The following is a 17,700-nucleotide window of genomic DNA, read 5'->3' as shown; positions in this document are numbered from 1 at the left end:
GCGTAAGCAGCAGGAGAAAAAGACATGACACAGACACTGCTCAAGATCCGCGACGTCAGCAAGCGCTTCGGCGGGCTGCAAGCCCTGAACGGCGTGGGCATCACGATCGAACGCGGCCAAATTTATGGCCTGATCGGCCCCAACGGCGCGGGCAAGACCACCTTCTTCAACGTCATCACCGGGCTGTACCAGCCCGACACCGGCAGCTTCGAGCTGGACGGCAAACCGTACAGCCCGAGCGCGCCGCATGAAGTGGCCAAGGCCGGCATCGCCCGCACCTTCCAGAACATCCGCCTGTTCGGCGAGATGACGGTGCTGGAGAACGTGATGGTGGGTTGCCATGTGCGCACCAAACAGAACGTCTTCGGCGCGGTGTTCCGCCACAAGGCGGCGCGCGAGGAAGAAGCGCAGATCCGCGCCAAGTCGCAGCAGCTGCTGGACTTCGTGGGCATCGGCCAGTTCGCCAAGCGCACCGCGCGCCACCTGTCGTACGGCGACCAGCGCCGCCTGGAAATCGCCCGCGCGCTGGCGACCGACCCGCAACTGCTGGCGCTGGACGAACCGGCGGCGGGCATGAACGCGACCGAGAAGCTCGGACTCAGAGAACTGCTGGTGAAGATCCAGGCCGAAGGCAAGACCATCCTGCTGATCGAACACGATGTCAAACTGATGATGGGCCTGTGCAATCGGATCACGGTGCTGGACTACGGCAAGCCGATTGCCGAGGGCGTGCCGGCGGATGTGCAGAAGAACCCCGCAGTGATTGAAGCCTATTTAGGTGCAGGACACTAAGAACATGACAACGAACATCTTAAAAGTAGACGGCCTGTCGGTGGCCTACGGCGGCATCCAGGCCGTGAAAGGCATCAGCCTGGAAGTCAACGACGGCGAACTGGTGACGCTGATCGGCGCCAACGGCGCGGGCAAGACCACGACACTGAAGGCGATCACCGGCACGCTGCCCAGCAGTAAGGTGGACGGCCACATCGAGTACCTGGGCCATGGTTTGAAGGGCAAGAAATCCTTCGAGCTGGTCAAGGACAAGCTGGCGATGGTGCCGGAAGGGCGCGGCGTCTTCACGCGCATGAGCATCCAGGAAAACCTGCTCATGGGCGCCTACACCAGCAATGACAAAGGCCAGATCGCCGCCGACATCGACAAATGGTTCGAGGTCTTCCCGCGGCTGAAGGAACGCGCGGCGCAGATGGCGGGCACGCTCTCGGGCGGCGAGCAGCAGATGCTGGCGATGGCGCGCGCGCTGATGAGCCATCCCAAGTTGCTGCTGCTGGACGAGCCCTCGATGGGCCTGTCGCCGATCATGGTGGAGAAGATTTTTGAAGTGATCCGCAATGTGTCGGCGCAGGGCATCACGATCCTGCTGGTGGAACAGAACGCCAAGCTGGCGCTGGAGGCGGCGCATCGCGGCTACGTGATGGAATCCGGCCTGATCACCATGAACGGCAACGCCAAGGACATGCTGAACGATCCGCGCGTGAAGGCGGCGTATCTGGGCGAGGGTTGAGTTCTTGCCGCGCACGGCATAGCCACAGGGCCGCATCTTCGGATGCGGCTTTTTTTATTGCCGGTCGGGTGCGACGAAAAACCTTGAGTCCCGGCCTGCACCGGGACGACAGGGAAGAGGGTACTTGAACCCACCGTTGTTCGAATCCATCCCCTGCTTGTCGTCCCGGCGTCGTCAAACCACCTGACAAACACAGGCGAACTCCTCAGCCCCCAACACTGTCCCTTGGATATCAAGCCATCCGGCATGCCGCCAGGCAATGCCGCCACGCCAGGGACAGCCCATGCAAAGAGAACGCTGGATCGACGTCTACCGCGGCATCGGCATCACGCTGGTGGTGTGGGGCCACGTCTATGGCGGCTACAGCTTCGATGTGATCTTCCTGTTCCACATGCCGCTGTTTTTCTTCATCAGCGGCTATCTGTTTCGCCCGGTTGCGGCGCCGGGCGCGTTCTGCCGGCGCAAGGCGGCGCAGCTGCTGATTCCCTACGCGGTATTTCTTGCGATCATCGGCACGCCGCTGGCGGTCCATCTGGCGCTCAGCCAGCCGCGCGGCGCCGGCGCCTTGCCGGCGTTCATCGCCGGCCTGCTGCTGGGCGGCAATCGCTTGTCGGCGTGGCTGGCGGCGTTCTGGTTCGTGACGTCCTTCTACACCGTGCTGGTCATCGAATCGCTGCTGGTGGGCCGTTGTTCGCGCGCGCGCCTGCTGTGGCTGCATGCGGCGATGCTGGCGCTGGCCTATGCCAACGCCTTCTTCGCGCCGGGCCTGCAGGTGCCGTTGGCCGCCAACGTGGCGCTGGCGGCGGCGCCGTTGTTCCATGCCGGTTACCTGTTCGGCCAGTTGCCCGAGGCGCGCCGTCCCTATCGCCTGGCGGCGGCCATCGCCGCGCCGGCGATCGCGGCGGTGCTGGCCAACCATTACTTCGGCTGGCGCCTCAGCCTGGGTGTTGACATGAAGGTCACGCGGTATGGCGTGCCGGTGATCAGCTTCGCCGCGGCGCTGGCGTGCTGCGTCTGCATGGTGCGCATCGCGCGCCTGGTCGATGCGCGCCTGCCTTCGGCCGCGGCCTGGCTGGCCGAACTGGGACGCGCCGCCATCGTCATCATGTTCATGCACATGGTGTTCACCATGGGCGTGGCGGCGCTGGCCGGCGAGCAATATCGCCTGGCGCGGGTGGCCGCCGGACTGCTGGGCAGCTGGCTGCTGTATCGCGCCAGCCTCAACTGGATCTGGAGCCGGGCGCTGCTGCTGGGTTCGGCGCGCGATTTGCTCACGCTGGCCGGGCGTCGGGAGCTAATGCACGGCTGAGCTGGAAAAGCGCGCGGTCCGGGGAAAAGTCATTGAATTTAATTCTGTGTATTAAATATTTAACAAATTAAATATTGGGTATAGGCATTAAATACAGAATTAATATTGGTTATTCGCACATAGAATCCGGATGCGAAAAATCCTTCCCATTACCGCGTTTTCCTAGCGATCCTTACCGACACCCAGGCCCACCATGACTACCGCCGCCCCGACTCCAGTTTCCGCCGCTTCCTCCGGCCTGCCTTTCGGCGCCTTTCACGCCGAGGTGATGCATGCGCCCGACCCGCTGCGCGCGGCCATCACCGCGGCCTATCGCCGCGACGAGCCCGAGGCCGTGCAATGGCTGCTCGGCCAGGTCAAGAGCGAGGCCGCCTGGCAGGAGCAGACCCAGCAGCTGGCCAGGAAGCTGGTGCAGCAGGTGCGCGAGAAGCGCACGCGTTCCTCGGGCGTGGATGCGCTGATGCACGAGTTCTCGCTGTCCTCGGAAGAGGGCGTGGCGCTGATGTGCCTGGCCGAGGCGCTGCTGCGCATTCCTGACCGCCAGACCGCGGACCGCCTGATCGCCGACAAGATCAGCAAGGGCGACTGGCGCAAACACCTGGGCGAGTCGCCGTCGTTGTTCGTCAATGCCGCCACCTGGGGCCTGCTGATCACCGGCAAGCTGGTTTCCACCAGCAGCGAGAGCAGCCTGGGCTCGGCCATCACGCGCCTGATCGGCCGCGGCGGCGAGCCGCTGATCCGCAAGGGCGTGGACCTGGCCATGCGCATGCTGGGCAACCAGTTCGTGACCGGCCAGACCATCGAAGAGGCGCTGGACAACAGCCGCGAAAATGAAAAGCGCGGCTACCGCTACTCCTACGACATGCTGGGCGAGGCGGCGCTGACCATGCACGACGCCGACGCCTATTACAAGTCCTACGAGGATGCGATCCATGCCATCGGTCGCGCCTCCAACGGCCGCGGCATCAAGGACGGCCCGGGTATCTCGGTCAAGCTCTCGGCGTTGCACCCGCGCTATTCGCGCGCCCAGCAGTCGCGCGTGATGAGCGAGCTGCTGCCGCGCCTGAAGCAACTGCTGCTGCTGGCCAAGCAATACAACATCGGCCTGAACATCGACGCCGAGGAAGCCGACCGCCTGGAGCTGTCGCTGGACATGATGGAAGTGCTGGTGGCCGATCCCGACCTGGCCGGCTTCGAAGGCATCGGCTTCGTGGTGCAGGGCTACCAGAAGCGTTGCCCCTTCGTGATCGACTACCTGGTCGACCTGGCCCGTCGCAACAAGCGCCGCCTGATGATCCGCCTGGTCAAGGGCGCCTATTGGGACAGCGAGATCAAGCGCGCCCAGGTCGACGGCCTGGAAGGTTATCCGGTCTACACCCGCAAGGTGCACACCGACCTCTCCTACCTGACCTGCGCGCAGAAGCTGCTGGCCTCGACCGACGTCATCTACCCGCAGTTCGCCACACACAACGCGCACACGCTGGCGGCGATCTGGAACTGGGCGCGGCTGCACAACATCGACGACTACGAGTTCCAGTGCCTGCACGGTATGGGTGAGACCCTGTACGACCAGGTGGTCGGCAAGGAGAACCTGGGCAAGGCCTGCCGCGTGTACGCGCCGGTCGGTTCGCACCAGACCCTGTTGGCTTACCTGGTGCGCCGCCTGCTGGAGAACGGCGCCAACTCTTCCTTCGTCAACCAGATCGTCGACGAAGCGGTGGCGCTGGACAAGCTGGTGGCCGATCCCATCGAGACCGTGCGCGCCCAGGGCGGCCAGCCGCATCCGTCGATCGCCTTGCCGCACAAGCTGTACGGGCAGGAGCGCAAGAATTCTGCCGGCATCGACCTCTCCAACGAAGACCGCCTGCGCCAGCTGGACCAGTTGTTCGCCCGCATGGCCGATCGCCGCTGGCAGGCCGCGCCGCTGATCGCCGGCGCCGTTGCCGCCGCCGACAGGCAGGCCGTGCACAACCCGGCCGACCGGCGCGAGCTGGTGGGCGAGGTGATCGAGGCGACGTTGCCGGACGTGGAAACCGCGCTGGCCGCCGCCACCGACTATGCCCCGCAATGGCAGGCCACGCCGGCTGCCCAGCGCGCCGCGATGCTGGAGCGCGGGGCCGACCTGCTGGAAGACAACATCGCCGAACTGATGGCGCTGGCCGTGCGCGAGGCCGGCAAGTCGCTGCCTAATGCGATCGCCGAAGTGCGCGAGGCGGTCGACTTCCTGCGTTACTACGCCATCGCCTCGCGCCACGACGGCAATGCGCTGGCCTATGGTCCGGTGGTCTGCATCAGCCCGTGGAACTTCCCGCTGGCGATCTTCATCGGCGAGGTCAGCGCCTCGCTGGCCGCCGGCAACGTGGTGCTGGCCAAGCCGGCCGAGCAGACCGCGCTGATCGCGCACCGCGCCGTGCAATTGCTGCACGAGGCCGGCGTGCCGCTGGCCGCGCTGCAATTGCTGCCGGGCCGCGGCGAGACCGTCGGCGCTGCGCTGACCTCGGACGAGCGCGTCAAGGGCGTGATCTTCACCGGTTCGACCGAAGTCGCCCAACTGATCAACCGCACGCTGGCCAAGCGCAATCATGGTGAAAACGGCGAACACGGCGAAGTGCCGCTGATCGCCGAGACCGGCGGCCAGAACGCGCTGATCGTCGACTCCAGCGCCCTGGCCGAGCAGGTGGTGGTGGACGTGCTGTCCTCGGCCTTCGACAGCGCCGGCCAGCGCTGCTCGGCGCTGCGCATCCTGTGCCTGCAGGAAGACATCGCCGAGCGCACCCTCGAGATGCTCAAGGGCGCCATGGCCGAACTGCGCGTGGGTCGCCCCGACCGCCTGGCTACCGACATCGGCCCGGTGATCGACGCCGAGGCGCAGCAGAACCTGCTGAACCACATCGAACGCATGCGCGGCAGCGCGAAATCCGTGCACCAGCTGACGCTGGACGCGGCCTGCGAACACGGCACCTTCGTGCCGCCCACCGTGATCGAGATCGCCGACCTGTCGCAGCTGCAGCGCGAAGTGTTCGGCCCGGTGCTGCACGTGCTGCGCTACCGCCGCGACCAGCTGTCGCAGCTGGTGGACGCGATCAACGCCACCGGCTACGGCCTGACGCTGGGCGTGCATTCGCGCATCGACGAGACCATCGACTTCGTGGCCAGCCGCGCGCATGTGGGCAACATCTACGTCAACCGCAACATCGTCGGCGCCGTGGTGGGCGTGCAGCCCTTCGGCGGCGAAGGCAAGTCCGGCACCGGCCCCAAGGCCGGCGGCCCGCTCTACCTGAAGCGCCTGCAGCGCAATCCGCAACTGCAGGAGGAGCTGACCCGCGCCCAGCCGGCGGCGGTCCCCAACACGCTGCTCGACAGCCTGCTCGACTGGGCCCGCACCCACGGCCATGAGCGCCTGGCCGTCACCGGCCAGCGCTACCACGGCGACAGCCTGTTGCAGCGCAGCCTGCTGCTGCCCGGTCCCACCGGCGAGCGCAACACCCTGGCCTTCGCCCCGCGCGGCCTGGTGCTGTGCGTGGCCGCCAGCGTGGGCACGCTGCTCAACCAGCTGGCCGCGGCCTTCGCCACCGGCAACACCGTGGTGGTCGACGGCGCCAGCGCCGTCTATATCCCGGCCGGCCTGCCGCAGCAGGTGCGCGCGGCGATCCGCCAGTCCGACCGGCTGGAGGGCGAGCCGTTGCAGGCCGCGCTGGTGGACAGCCATTCGGCCCAGGCCTGGCGCGCGAAGCTGGCCGCCCGCGAAGGCGCGCTGGTGCCGCTGGTGGTGTGCAGCGAAGACACCGCGATTGCGCTGTGGCGCCTGCTGGCCGAGCGCGCGCTGTGCGTCAACACCACCGCCGCCGGCGGCAACGCCAGCCTGATGACGATTTCGGTGTAATCCGACGGTATTGTTGCCCTCCTTCGGGCGCCCCGGCAGCGATGCCGCGGCGCCCGTTTTTATTGCGGGCGTAAAATACCGGCCTCCGCGGCGGCAAGCGGCCGTTTCGGCATGGCATTCCGACAATGCCTTGCAATCGGCCCGACCAGCCCCATCTCGACAAAACGCGGGCAGAAGACGCGCCCCGCAGCGGGACGGCGCGGTGCCCGCAGGCAGTACACAACGCACATATTGAACAGAGGCAAGCATGGAACAATTTCACGGCACCACCATCCTTTCGGTCCGTCGCGGCAACCAGGTCGCGCTGGGCGGCGACGGCCAGGTGACGCTGGGCAACATCGTCATGAAGGGCACCGCGCGCAAGGTGCGCAAGCTTTACCACGGCAAGGTGCTGGTCGGCTTCGCCGGCGGCACGGCCGATGCCTTCACGCTGCTCGACCTGTTCGAGGCCAAGCTGGAAAAGCACCAGGGCAACCTGATGCGCGCCTCGGTCGAGCTGGCCAAGGACTGGCGCACCGACCGCATGCTGCGCCGCCTGGAGGCGATGCTGTTGTGCGCCGACAAGGATGCGACGCTGGTCATCACCGGCAACGGCGACGTGCTGGAGCCCAACGACGGCATCGGCGCCATCGGCTCGGGCGGCAGCTATGCGCAGTCGGCCGCCAAGGCGCTGCAGGAGAACACCGACCTGTCGCCGGCCGAGATCGTCAAGAAGTCGCTGACCATCGCCGGCGAGCTGTGCATCTACACCAACCTGAACCACATCATCGAGACGCTGGAGTAAGTGGTGAGAGCTTGAGCCGGCGATCCGCAGTACGGACCCGGCTCTTTTTTCATCCCTCCGACCGCAACGCCAAAAGAACACTGGAACACAGCCATGAACATGACCCCCAAAGAGATCGTCTCGGAACTCGACAAGCACGTCGTCGGCCAGGGCCGCGCCAAGCGCGCGGTGGCCATCGCGCTGCGCAACCGCTGGCGCCGCCAGCAGATCGACGAGCCGTTGCGTCATGAGATCACGCCCAAGAACATCCTGATGATCGGCCCCACCGGCGTGGGCAAGACCGAGATCGCACGCCGCCTGGCCAAGCTGGCCGACGCGCCCTTCATCAAGATCGAAGCGACCAAGTTCACCGAAGTCGGCTATGTCGGCCGCGATGTGGACACCATCATCCGCGACCTGATCGACATCGGCGTCAAGCAGACCCGCGAGCAGGAAACGCGCAAGGTGCGCGCCCGCGCCGAGGACGCCGCCGAAGACCGCATCCTCGACATCCTGCTGCCGCCGGCGCGCGACTTCGGCTTCACGCCGGGCAATGATGCCGGCCCTTCCGGCGAGAAGGACGACAAGAACACCACCCGCCAGACCTTCCGCAAGCGCCTGCGCGAAGGCGCGCTGGACGACCGCGAGATCGAGCTGGAACTGGCCGAAGGCTCGGCCGCCATGGAAATCATGGCGCCGCCGGGCATGGAAGAAATGACCGAGCAGATCAAGTCGATGTTCTCGGGCCTGGGCAACCAGCGCAAGAAGGCGCGCAAGGTCAAGATCAAGGAGGCGATGAAGCTGCTGATCGAGGAAGAAGCCGGCAAGCTGGTCAACGAGGAAGAGCTGAAGCAGAAGGCCATTGCCAATGTCGAACAGAATGGCATCGTGTTCCTGGACGAGATCGACAAGATCGCCACCCGTTCGCAGAACGGCGGCGCCGACGTCTCGCGCGCCGGCGTGCAGCGCGACCTGCTGCCGCTGGTGGAAGGCACGACCGTCAACACCAAGTACGGCATGATCAAGACCGACCACATCCTGTTCATCGCTTCGGGCGCGTTCCACCTGTCCAAGCCGTCGGACCTGATTCCGGAATTGCAGGGCCGCTTCCCGATCCGCGTGGAGCTGGATTCGCTGTCGATCGCCGACTTCGAGCGCATCCTGACCGGCACCGACGCCTGCCTGACCAAGCAGTACGAGGCGCTGCTGGCCACCGAAGGCGTGAAGATCGAGTTCGCCGACAGCGGCATCAAGCGCCTGGCGGAGATCTCCTACTCGGTCAACGAGAAGACCGAGAACATCGGCGCCCGCCGCCTGTACACGGTGATGGAAAAGCTGCTGGAAGAGATCTCCTTCACCGCCGGCGAATCCGGCGCCAGCAATACGCTGAGCATCGACGACGCCTACGTCAACGAGCGTCTGGGCGAGCTGGCCGTCAACGAAGACCTGTCGCGCTACGTGCTGTAAGGCACTCGCGCGAAGCGGCAAGGCGACAAAGGGGCACGGCGATGGCCAACAAGGGACTGGCGACGCGGCAGAAGATGAGTTTTCGCGTCGAGCCTTCGCAGCGCACGGCGCCGCGCAATCCGGTGGCCGTCGCCGCGCAGCAGCGTGCCGGCGGCGCCGGGTCGCATCGCAAGAGCGAAGCCGCAGAGCGGCAGCGTTTGAAATCCGACTTGCTGAAGAAGCTGGTCGGCGGCGAGGGGAAGTAGCCAGGCGTCCTCGGTACCGACCAGGCAAGAAAAAACCTCCGCGGGAGCAATTCCGCGGAGGTTTTTTTTATTGCCGGCCGGACATGACGAACGACGCCGGGGCCCGGCCCCGATACCAGCCGCAGGCTCTCGATTACATGTGATAGCGCAGCGTCAGCGCCACGTTGCGCGGCGCGCCCGGCAGGCTCAGGTTGGGGCTGGAACCGTGGCCGGAGATGATGTAGTTGGTATTGAAGATGTTGCCGATATTGAGCTGGATATCGTACTTGGCGGTGCGATAGGCAGCCATCGCATCGGCCGTTACGTAGCCCGGCAGGGTGACGGTGTTGCCCGGGTTGGCGAAGCGCGCCGCGATGGCGTTGGCGCCGCCGCCCACCGTGAAGCCGCTGCCCAGGTCCTTGGTGACCCACAGGTTGGCGCTGTGCTTGGGCGTGAGGGTGGCGTTCTTGCCCTTGACCGGCACGTTGCCGGTACCCGGCGCGCTGGTGTCGAAGGCGGTGGAGTCGGTGATGACGGCATCCAGGTAGGCATAGCCGGCCATGACCTTCCAGCCGCCCTTGAGGTCCGCGCTCAGGGTGAACTCGGCGCCGTCGGTGCGCTGCGTGCCCACGGGGATCAGGCGGTTGTTGTTGGTCGGGTCGGTGGTCTTGATGTTGTTGCGCTCCAGGCGGAACAAGGACACCGTGGCGCTGGCGCGGCCTTCGAGCAGGTCATACTTGGCGCCCACTTCGGTGTTGCGGGTGGTCTCGGGCGACAGGTCGGCGTTGTTGACGGCCAGCGCAAAGTTTTCGCCGGACGGCTGGAAGGACTTGCTCAGCGAGACATAGTAGGACTGGGTCTCCGTCGGTTGCCACACCAGGCCGACGCGCGGGCTGAAGGCGGTATCGGTGCGCGCCAGGCTGCCCGGCGAGGTGCCGCCGACGATGCGCGACTTCTGCTCGAAGCTGTCGTAGCGCAGGCCGACCAGCGCCTTCCATTGTTCGCTGAAAGCGATGTTGTCCTGCAGGTAGGCGCCGAAGGTGTTGTAGGTGCCGTAGGTCGTGGTCAGGGCGCCCAGCGTGTTGGGGTTCACCACCGGCAGCACGGGATTGAAGATGTTGACGCCGGTCGCTACCGCCACGCCGTTGTAGGTGTAGGCGTCCTTGCTCTGGCTGCCGAACTCGACGCCGTACAGGAACTCGTGCTTCATGCTGCCCAGTTGCAGCTTCTGCGTCAGTTCGCTCTGGTTGAACCAGCCATTCTCGTCGCGCACCAGCTTGGAATGGTTCAGGGTCATCGTCTGGGCGGTTTCATTGACGTTGCCGCTGATGTTGGTCGGATTGCGGTTGAGGTGGTAGTCGTAATAACGGAAGTTGTTCTTGAAGGACAGCGAGTCGTCGATGCGATGCGAGAACACGGCCGAGGTCGAGACCACGCGCGACTGCACGAAATCGGCATCGCGCGCATTGCGCGCACCGTAGTAAGTGCCCGGATCCACGCTCACCGGACGCCCCTTGTACGAGGGAATGCCGAAGTCCATCACGCGGCGGTCTTCCAGGTAGTCGGCCTGCAGCAGCAGCTTGGTGTCGGGCGAGAACTTCAGCTCCATCGACGGCGCGAAGGCGGCGCGGTCGATGAATTGCTGGGCGCGGAAGCTGTCGCCGCGCTCCACGGCGCCGGTCAGGCGCCAGGACACCACGCCGTCGCCGGCGCCGCGTCCCAGGTCCAGTTCGGCGCGGCGGCCGGCGGTGCTGTTGGCGGTGAAGCTGACGTCGGAAACGTCGATGCCCGGCTTCTTGGTCACGCGGTTGATCAGGCCGCCCGAGGAGCCGCGGCCGTACAGCACGGCGGCGGGGCCCTTGATCACTTCTATCGTCTCGACGTTGGAGAGGTCGCGGAAGTACAGCGCATCGTCGCGGAAGCCGTCCACGAACTGGTCGCCGATGGCGGTGAAGCCGCGGATGAAGACCTGGTCGCGCTGGCCGTCGCCGGTCGACAGGCCCAGGCCGGGCACGTTCTTGAGCACGTCCTGCAGCGAGGTGGCGTTCTGGTCGCGGATGACCTGCGCCGGCACCACGTTGATGGTCTGCGGAATGTCGCGCAGCGGCGCTTCGGTCTTGGTGCCGGACACCGCGGTGGGCGCGACGTAGTTGTCATTGACGCGCGAGCCGCTGACCTGCACCTGGGGCAGGCTTTCGGCGCTCTGGGCAAAGGCGGTGGAAACGGCGGCGGGAGCTACGGAAAAGGCGGTCAGCACAGCCAGGCAACCCGGCTTGAGGCGGAACTTCATGAGAGGGCTTTCGTTTTTATTTAAGTTAATGGGAATTGTTTTTATTTATATTTAACCATTAACTGTAAATAAATGTAAGGATTTTGCGAGCCGTTGTCTCGCAAGCGCATCGCTGCCACGCCAGGCTGGCTCCGCTGGTTGTAAATCCCGGTTTGGAAAGATGCGAGTAAAACCCTGTCATTTTCCTGGCGGATAAGAAGATTGCGCGCAGGCATCGCCGCACCCGCTACGCGGGTGTGCTGGAACAAAGCGGGGGAGAGGGGGGCGCCCGGCACGGGCGCCGGTGCACGTCAGTGCAGGCGGATCACGTGCGGGTCGTCTTCGCCGCCGTCAGGGCCGGCCTGGCCGAAGGAGAACAGCTGGAAGCTGCCGCCGTCGTCATCGGCGCCGTATTGGTAAGGGTTGCCCCAAGGGTCGCGCGGCAGGCGTTCGACGTAGCCGCCGACCTGCCAGGCCGGCGCCAGCGGCGCGCGCGTCGGGCGGATCACCAGCGCCAGCAGGCCTTGCTGGGTGCTGGGATAGCGGCCGTTGTCCTTGCGGTATTGTTCCAGCCCGGCGGCGATGGCGCGCAGGTCGGCGTCGACCGCCTGCGCCTGCGGGCCGTGATCATGGGCGATGCGCTCGGCCACGCGCGGCACGCCGATCGCGGCCGCCACCGCCAGCACCGTCAGCACGATGATCCAGCGCAGGCGCGCCAGTCCGCGTTGCAGGAACAGGAAGGCGGGATGTCGCCTGGAGGGCAAAAGGGAACGACGCATGGATGCTGCCGGCTTCAGATCGGCTGATGTAAATAGATGGAAACGGAAAACACGCAAGTATAAGCGGCGCATCGCCCAAAAGGCGACCCGCGCCGCATCATATCCGGATCAGGAGGCGGCCGGCGCAGCGGCGGCGTGCACGCGCACGCCGTGCTTCAGGGCTGCAGGCTGACCTGCACGCCGCCCTGGGCGCTGACGATTTCCGACAGGGCCGCATACAGCTCGGAGCCGTCGCGGGTGTTCTTCCAGTGGGCGCCGTCGTAGCGGTAGTGAAAGCCGCCGGAGCGCGCGGCCACCCACATTTCCTTCATGGGCGCCTGGCTGTTGATGATGATCTTGGAGCCGTCGTTGATGCACTCGACCTCCAGGACATTGCCGCTGCGGCTGCATTCGACGTCCAGGTCGCCCTCGTCGCAGGCCTTTTCCAGCACGGCTTCAATGGTCGACAAGGTCGCGTCCGCCAGGTCCAGGAATTCCGATTCCGTCATGCTAAACTCCAAGTCATTCTAAGATTTCGATGTAATCCGCCATTTTATCGTGAAGTCACACTATTCTCTTGCCCGCCGCGCAGCCGCACTGGCGACGTTCTCGTCGCTCCTGATCCTTGCCGGCTGCGGCCAGAAGGGGCCGCTGTACATGCCCAGGATCCCGCCCGATCCGCTGGTGCAGACCACGCCCAAACCGGCCGATGCGCAGGCCGGCGGCGCCGTCTCGAAACCGGACGCGGCCGACAGCGCCGTCAAGTAAGCCGGCGCCGCCAGGCAAGAGCTTCACGCCGGCGCCCCCATGGCAGGCAAAGGGCGCGCCGGACCCCACAACAGATTTCGCATCAACGACTCCCATGTCCCATTTCAGCTATCGCAACGGCGTGCTGCACGCCGAACAAGTGTCCCTGCAGGCCCTGGCCGCCCAGTTCGGCACGCCGCTCTATGTCTATTCCAAGGCCGCCCTGGTCGAGAACTTCTCGGCCTACGCCGACGCCTGCCGCAAGGCCGGCCGCGGCGATGAAGGCGCGCTGGTGTGCTATTCGGTCAAGTCCAACTCCAACCTGGCGGTGCTGAACCTGCTGGGCCAGCTGGGTTCGGGCTTCGACATCGTCTCCGGCGGCGAGCTGCTGCGCGTGGTGGCCGCCGGCGGCGACGCGCGCAAGGTCATCTTCTCCGGCGTGGGCAAGGGCCGCGACGAGATGAAGCTGGCGCTGGAGCACGACATCCTGTGCTTCAACGTCGAGTCCATCCCCGAGGTGGCGCGCCTGAACGAAGTGGCCGGCGAAATGGGCAAGCGCGCGCGCATCTCGCTGCGCGTGAACCCCAACGTCGACGCCAAGACCCATCCCTACATCTCCACCGGCCTGAAGGAAAACAAGTTCGGCGTGGCCTATGAAGACGCGCTGAACTGCTACCGCACCGCCGCCGCGCTGCCCAACATCGAAGTGGTCGGCATCGACTGCCACATCGGTTCGCAGCTGCTGGACGACTCGCCGCTGCTGGAAGCGCTGGACAAGGTGATCGACATGGTCGACGCGCTGGAAGCCGAAGGCATCCACATCCATCACCTCGACATCGGCGGCGGCATCGGCATCCGCTACGACGACGAGCAGCCGGTCGCCGTCGGCGACTACCTGGCGCGCGTGTTCGCCCGCGTGGACGCCTGGCGCAAGCAAAAGTACGGCGGCCGCCAGATCCAGGTGATGTTCGAGCCGGGCCGCTCCATCGTCGGCAACGCCGGCGTGCTGCTGACCGAAGTGCAGTACCTCAAGCACGGCGAGAGCAAGAACTTCGCCGTGGTCGACGCCGCCATGAACGACCTGATGCGCCCGGCCATGTACGAAGCCTGGCACGGCGTGAAGGCGGTCAAGGAAGACGCCGCCGGCGCCCAGGTCTACGACGTGGTCGGCCCGGTGTGCGAGTCCGGCGACTGGCTGGCGCGCGGCCGCGAGCTGGCCATCGAACAGGGCGACCTGCTGGCCTTCGCCTCGGCCGGCGCCTACGGCATGACCATGGCGTCCAACTACAACACCCGCGGCCGCGCCGCCGAGGTGCTGGTCGACGGCGTGCGTGCACATCTGATCCGCAAGCGTGAGAATCCGTCCGACCTGTTTGCGCTGGAAAGCATCGTCAGCTGATGTGATCTGTTGACGCTCAGTCATGACGGCAGCCGCGGCGACGCGGCTGCCGTTTTGCTTTTGTTGGCCGCCCGGCAACACGCGCCGGTGCTGGGCTGTGGAAATTTCACGGCAAGCGCAAACTTTGATTTGCCTTTCGGAAATTTGGGAGCAAAATAGCCTTCCGTCGAAAAAAATACGCCCGAAGAAAAAACGCTGAACACAGCGACCACGGAGACCGGGCAGAAACACAATCAGACGCAGAAACCCATCCCGCGAAACAGCGTGGGCTTTGCCTTTTCGCGCATCGCCCGGAGGGCGGGTTTCGTGGGGGCGCAACCATTTCCGTCGGGACGGCGGTCGTAGCGAAACACAGGGGAAGGAAATGCAGGTCCTGCATCGCAAAGGGGAAGAGGGCGACAAACCGGCGGCATCGCCAGATGCCGGCCTGGACACGCTCGTGCAACCCGCTCCGGAAGAAAACATCATCGCCGACGACGAGCTGGAAATCCGCGCGTCGCACATCACCGCCGCCGCCGTCGCCGCCGCCTCCGTGACGGCCGCCGTCGTGACCGAGGCGGCCGCGGCAGAAGCCCGCCTGGAATCTGCGCCGTCCGCCGCTCCCGTGAGCACGCGGGAGGCGCCTGTCCTGCCGGACGCGGTGGCCCCGCTGGTCGGCTCCCAGGCGTTCCCGGCGGCCGTGCCGCTGCCGCAACCCCAACGCCAACCCCAGCTCCAGCCGCAACCCGAGACCGCAAGCCCGGCCAGCCGGCCCGCACCGCATGAAGTCGCCGGTTCGGCGCGCGCGGCGTGGCCGGTGTCGCTGCTGACGCTGGCGGCCATCGGCCTGGCCTTGTGGTGGACGTCGCAGGCCTCGTGGCCGCAGCGCGGACTCAAGCCCATGGCGCCGGAGCTGCCCTCGCTGAGGAAGGCGGCGCCGGCCCCGGCCGCCGCAGCGCCCGCTGCCGCCGTCATCGACGAGCCGGCCGAGCAGATGCCGGTGCGCGACGCCATCGCCATCCTCCAGCAGGAATCCGAAGAAAAGGCGCACCTGCTGGCGCAGAAGCGCGCCACCGCCGAGGCGCGCCATCGCCGCGAAGACGCCGCGCAGGCCCTGCGCGAGCAGCGCCGTCGCGAGGCCGAGGCGCAGCTGGCCGCCGCCCGCGCCAAGGCCGAACGCAGCCAGGCCGCGATACCGGAACCCGACGTGGTCGAGGTGGCGCCGCCTTCAGTGGGCGAGCAGGTCCAGCAGTGCAGCGCGCTGTCGCTGTTCGCGCGCGAGAGCTGCCTGTGGAAGCTGTGCAACGGCAAATGGGGCAAGGACGGTTGCCCCGCCTACGAACGCAGCGCCGGCGGCGCCTGAGCCGCGGCTGCGCTTCCGGTTTCCTGATTTCCTGGCTCCCTGAGCCTGCGATCCCGCCCGGGCCGCGGCGCCTTCGTCGCGGCGGCCGCAGCAGCGATATTTCCTCCTGGCACCTCTCCTCGCATTCCCTCCCATTTTCGCTCCGCTGGCGGGAGCGCTTCTTGCTTGCCGACAAGGCCCGCCGCGGCCGACTGTGGCCTGTTGCGGACAGGCGCGTAAATGTCACGCCCAAGCGGCTTGGCGCGCCGAAGTTGCCGCTATAATGCGCGTTTTTCTACCATCCCCCAGGCCTCAGAACAGGTTCTGATTGCAAGGAATAAGGCATGAATGCACTCCTCTGGTTCGTCGTCCTCTATTGGGTCATCTCGGTCGGCATCGGCTTGTACGCCACCAAGTTCGTGAAGAGTTCGAAGGACTACGCCGTGGCCGGCCGCGCGCTGCCGATGTCGGTGGTGACGGCGACGGTGTTCGCCACCTGGTTCGGTTCGGAGGCGGTGCTGGGAGTGTCGTCGACCTTCCTGAAGGAAGGCCTGGGCGGCATCGTGGCCGACCCCTTCGGCTCCTCGCTGTGCCTGATCCTGGTCGGCGTGTTCTTCGCCAAGAAGCTGTACCGCATGAACCTGCTGACCATCGGCGACTACTACAAGAAGCGCTATGGCCGCGCCGCCGAAATGCTGGTCACCATCTGCATCGTGATCTCTTACCTGGGCTGGGTGGCGGCGCAGATCAAGGCGCTGGGCCTGGTGTTCAACGTCGTTTCCGGCGGCTACATCCCCATGCACTGGGGCATGATCATCGGCGCCGGCAGCGTGCTGATCTACACCCTGATGGGCGGCATGTGGGCGGTGGCCATCACCGACTTCCTGCAGATGATCATCGTGGTGGTCGGCATGATCTACATCGGCTGGGAAGTCTCGGGCATGGTCGGCGGCCCCGGCGTGGTGATCCAGCATGCGGCCGAGGCCGGCAAGTTCGACTTCTGGCCTTCGCCCAACGTCAAGGACGTGCTGTGGTTCTTCGCCGCGTGGATCACCATGATGCTGGGCTCCATCCCGCAGCAGGACGTGTTCCAGCGTGTGATGTCGTCCAAGAATGAAAACGTTGCCCGCAACGCCTCGGTGCTGGGCGGCGTGATCTACTTCTGCTTCGTGTTCATCCCCATCTTCCTGGCCTACTCGGCCACGCTGATCGACCCGGCCATGGTGTCGCGCCTGCTGGAGACCGACTCCCAGCTGGTGCTGCCCACGCTGATCATGGAAAAGATGCCGGTGTTCGCCCAGGTGATGTTCTTCGGCGCGCTGCTGTCGGCCATCAAGAGCTGCGCCAGCGCCACGCTGCTGGCGCCGTCGGTGACCTTCACCGAGAACGTGCTCAAGGAAATCCGCCCCTGGAAGAACGACCGCGAGTTCCTCTTCTCGATGCGCGCGGTGGTGCTGATCTTTACCGTCGGCGTGACCTCGCTGGCGCTCAACAGCCAGTCCAGCATCTATGAAATGGTCGAGAACGCGTACAAGGTGACCCTGGTCGCCGCCTTCGTGCCGCTGGCCTTCGGCGTCTACTGGAAGCGCGCCACCCGCCAGGGCGCGCTCATGGCGATGGTGCTGGGCCTGCTGTCGTGGATCACGCTGGAATACGTCGCGCCGGAAGGCCTGTGGCCGCCGCAACTGGCCGGCCTGCTGTTCTCCATCGGCGGCATGGTGGTGGGTTCGCTGATGCCGCAGCTGCTGGCGCCGATGCCGCCCATCCTGGCCGCTGCGCCCGAGGGCAGCGCGCAGTCCTGATCCCCTGCGCCCATCGAACGGCCGCCCGGCATTGCCGCGCGGCCGTTTTCTTTTGTCCGCCGGCCTGGCCATGGGCTAACGCGCACGATGCGTGAAAGGACGGGCAGGATTCTTGTACCTCATCAGAAACTGCGGCGGCGAACGCTGTCAAAGCCTGTTCCGGGCCGTGTTTTTGTGCGGCTATTCGCGTTAATTCGATAGTAAAACGATAAGTTGTTTGATAGGCAATAGGAACT

At 65.7% G+C, this 17,700-nt stretch carries 14 protein-coding genes; 11 read left to right on the top strand and 3 right to left on the bottom strand.

Translation table 11 applies throughout. From position 1 onward, the window contains the following. Positions 1-24: 24 nt before the first annotated feature. The 7 genes from CEJ42_RS23215 (at position 25) to CEJ42_RS23185 (ending at position 9,189) form a co-directional block, all read left to right on the top strand. Complete coding sequence (locus CEJ42_RS23215) at positions 25-792, top strand: ABC transporter ATP-binding protein (RefSeq protein ID WP_079216175.1); 768 nt, start codon at positions 25-27, stop codon at positions 790-792. A 4-nt stretch (positions 793-796) separates the two neighbouring features. Next, positions 797-1,522, top strand: coding sequence for an ABC transporter ATP-binding protein (locus tag CEJ42_RS23210; protein WP_088752710.1), 726 nt, complete (start codon positions 797-799; stop codon positions 1,520-1,522). A gap of 283 nt (positions 1,523-1,805) precedes the next feature. Then, positions 1,806-2,831: an acyltransferase family protein gene (locus tag CEJ42_RS23205; protein WP_165774493.1), complete on the top strand. Its 1,026-nt coding sequence runs from the start codon at positions 1,806-1,808 to the stop codon at positions 2,829-2,831. 193 nt (positions 2,832-3,024) lie between these two features. Continuing rightward, complete coding sequence (gene putA / locus CEJ42_RS23200) at positions 3,025-6,714, top strand: trifunctional transcriptional regulator/proline dehydrogenase/L-glutamate gamma-semialdehyde dehydrogenase (RefSeq protein WP_088752708.1); 3,690 nt, start codon at positions 3,025-3,027, stop codon at positions 6,712-6,714. A gap of 247 nt (positions 6,715-6,961) precedes the next feature. Next, positions 6,962-7,498, top strand: coding sequence for an ATP-dependent protease subunit HslV (gene hslV, locus CEJ42_RS23195; RefSeq protein ID WP_088752707.1), 537 nt, complete (start codon positions 6,962-6,964; stop codon positions 7,496-7,498). 93 nt (positions 7,499-7,591) lie between these two features. Continuing rightward, complete coding sequence (gene hslU / locus CEJ42_RS23190; protein WP_088752706.1) at positions 7,592-8,944, top strand: ATP-dependent protease ATPase subunit HslU; 1,353 nt, start codon at positions 7,592-7,594, stop codon at positions 8,942-8,944. Between the two features lie 41 nt (positions 8,945-8,985). Then, positions 8,986-9,189 carry a hypothetical protein gene (locus CEJ42_RS23185; RefSeq protein ID WP_088752705.1) on the top strand — a complete coding sequence of 68 codons (204 nt, stop codon included), beginning with the start codon at positions 8,986-8,988 and terminating at the stop codon, positions 9,187-9,189. Between the two features lie 133 nt (positions 9,190-9,322). On the opposite strand, the gene CEJ42_RS23180 is transcribed toward CEJ42_RS23185, so the two are convergent. From CEJ42_RS23180 to cyaY, 3 genes are all read right to left on the bottom strand, one after another. Further along, positions 9,323-11,458 carry a TonB-dependent receptor gene (locus CEJ42_RS23180; RefSeq protein WP_088752704.1) on the bottom strand — a complete coding sequence of 712 codons (2,136 nt, stop codon included), beginning with the start codon at positions 11,456-11,458 and terminating at the stop codon, positions 9,323-9,325. A 290-nt stretch (positions 11,459-11,748) separates the two neighbouring features. Continuing rightward, positions 11,749-12,216 carry a type II secretion system major pseudopilin GspG gene (gene gspG / locus CEJ42_RS23175; RefSeq protein WP_079217220.1) on the bottom strand — a complete coding sequence of 156 codons (468 nt, stop codon included), beginning with the start codon at positions 12,214-12,216 and terminating at the stop codon, positions 11,749-11,751. Positions 12,217-12,371: 155 nt separating this feature from the next. Then, a complete protein-coding gene (gene cyaY / locus CEJ42_RS23170; protein WP_088752703.1) occupies positions 12,372-12,704 on the bottom strand; it encodes an iron donor protein CyaY in 333 nt (110 codons plus the stop codon). 49 nt (positions 12,705-12,753) lie between these two features. Here cyaY and lptM point away from each other — a divergent pair, with 49 nt between their 5' ends. From lptM to CEJ42_RS23150, 4 genes are all read left to right on the top strand, one after another. Next, entirely contained in the window at positions 12,754-12,963 is a 210-nt protein-coding gene (gene lptM / locus CEJ42_RS23165) for an LPS translocon maturation chaperone LptM (RefSeq protein ID WP_088752702.1), read from the top strand. A gap of 94 nt (positions 12,964-13,057) precedes the next feature. Then, positions 13,058-14,341, top strand: a complete 1,284-nt coding sequence (gene lysA / locus CEJ42_RS23160; RefSeq protein WP_079217217.1) for a diaminopimelate decarboxylase — start codon at positions 13,058-13,060, stop codon at positions 14,339-14,341. A gap of 439 nt (positions 14,342-14,780) precedes the next feature. Continuing rightward, on the top strand, positions 14,781-15,683 hold the full coding sequence (locus tag CEJ42_RS23155) for a phage tail protein (RefSeq protein ID WP_243397939.1): 903 nt from the start codon (positions 14,781-14,783) through the stop codon (positions 15,681-15,683). 323 nt (positions 15,684-16,006) lie between these two features. After that, positions 16,007-17,464 carry a high affinity choline transporter 1 gene (locus CEJ42_RS23150; protein ID WP_088752700.1) on the top strand — a complete coding sequence of 486 codons (1,458 nt, stop codon included), beginning with the start codon at positions 16,007-16,009 and terminating at the stop codon, positions 17,462-17,464. The last annotated feature ends 236 nt before the right edge of the window (positions 17,465-17,700 follow it).

Origin of the sequence: Herbaspirillum robiniae (genome assembly GCF_002213415.1) — a bacterium.
In the GTDB taxonomy this organism is placed as follows: domain Bacteria; phylum Pseudomonadota; class Gammaproteobacteria; order Burkholderiales; family Burkholderiaceae_D; genus Herbaspirillum; species Herbaspirillum robiniae.
This window is presented reverse-complemented; position numbering and strand designations above follow the sequence as displayed.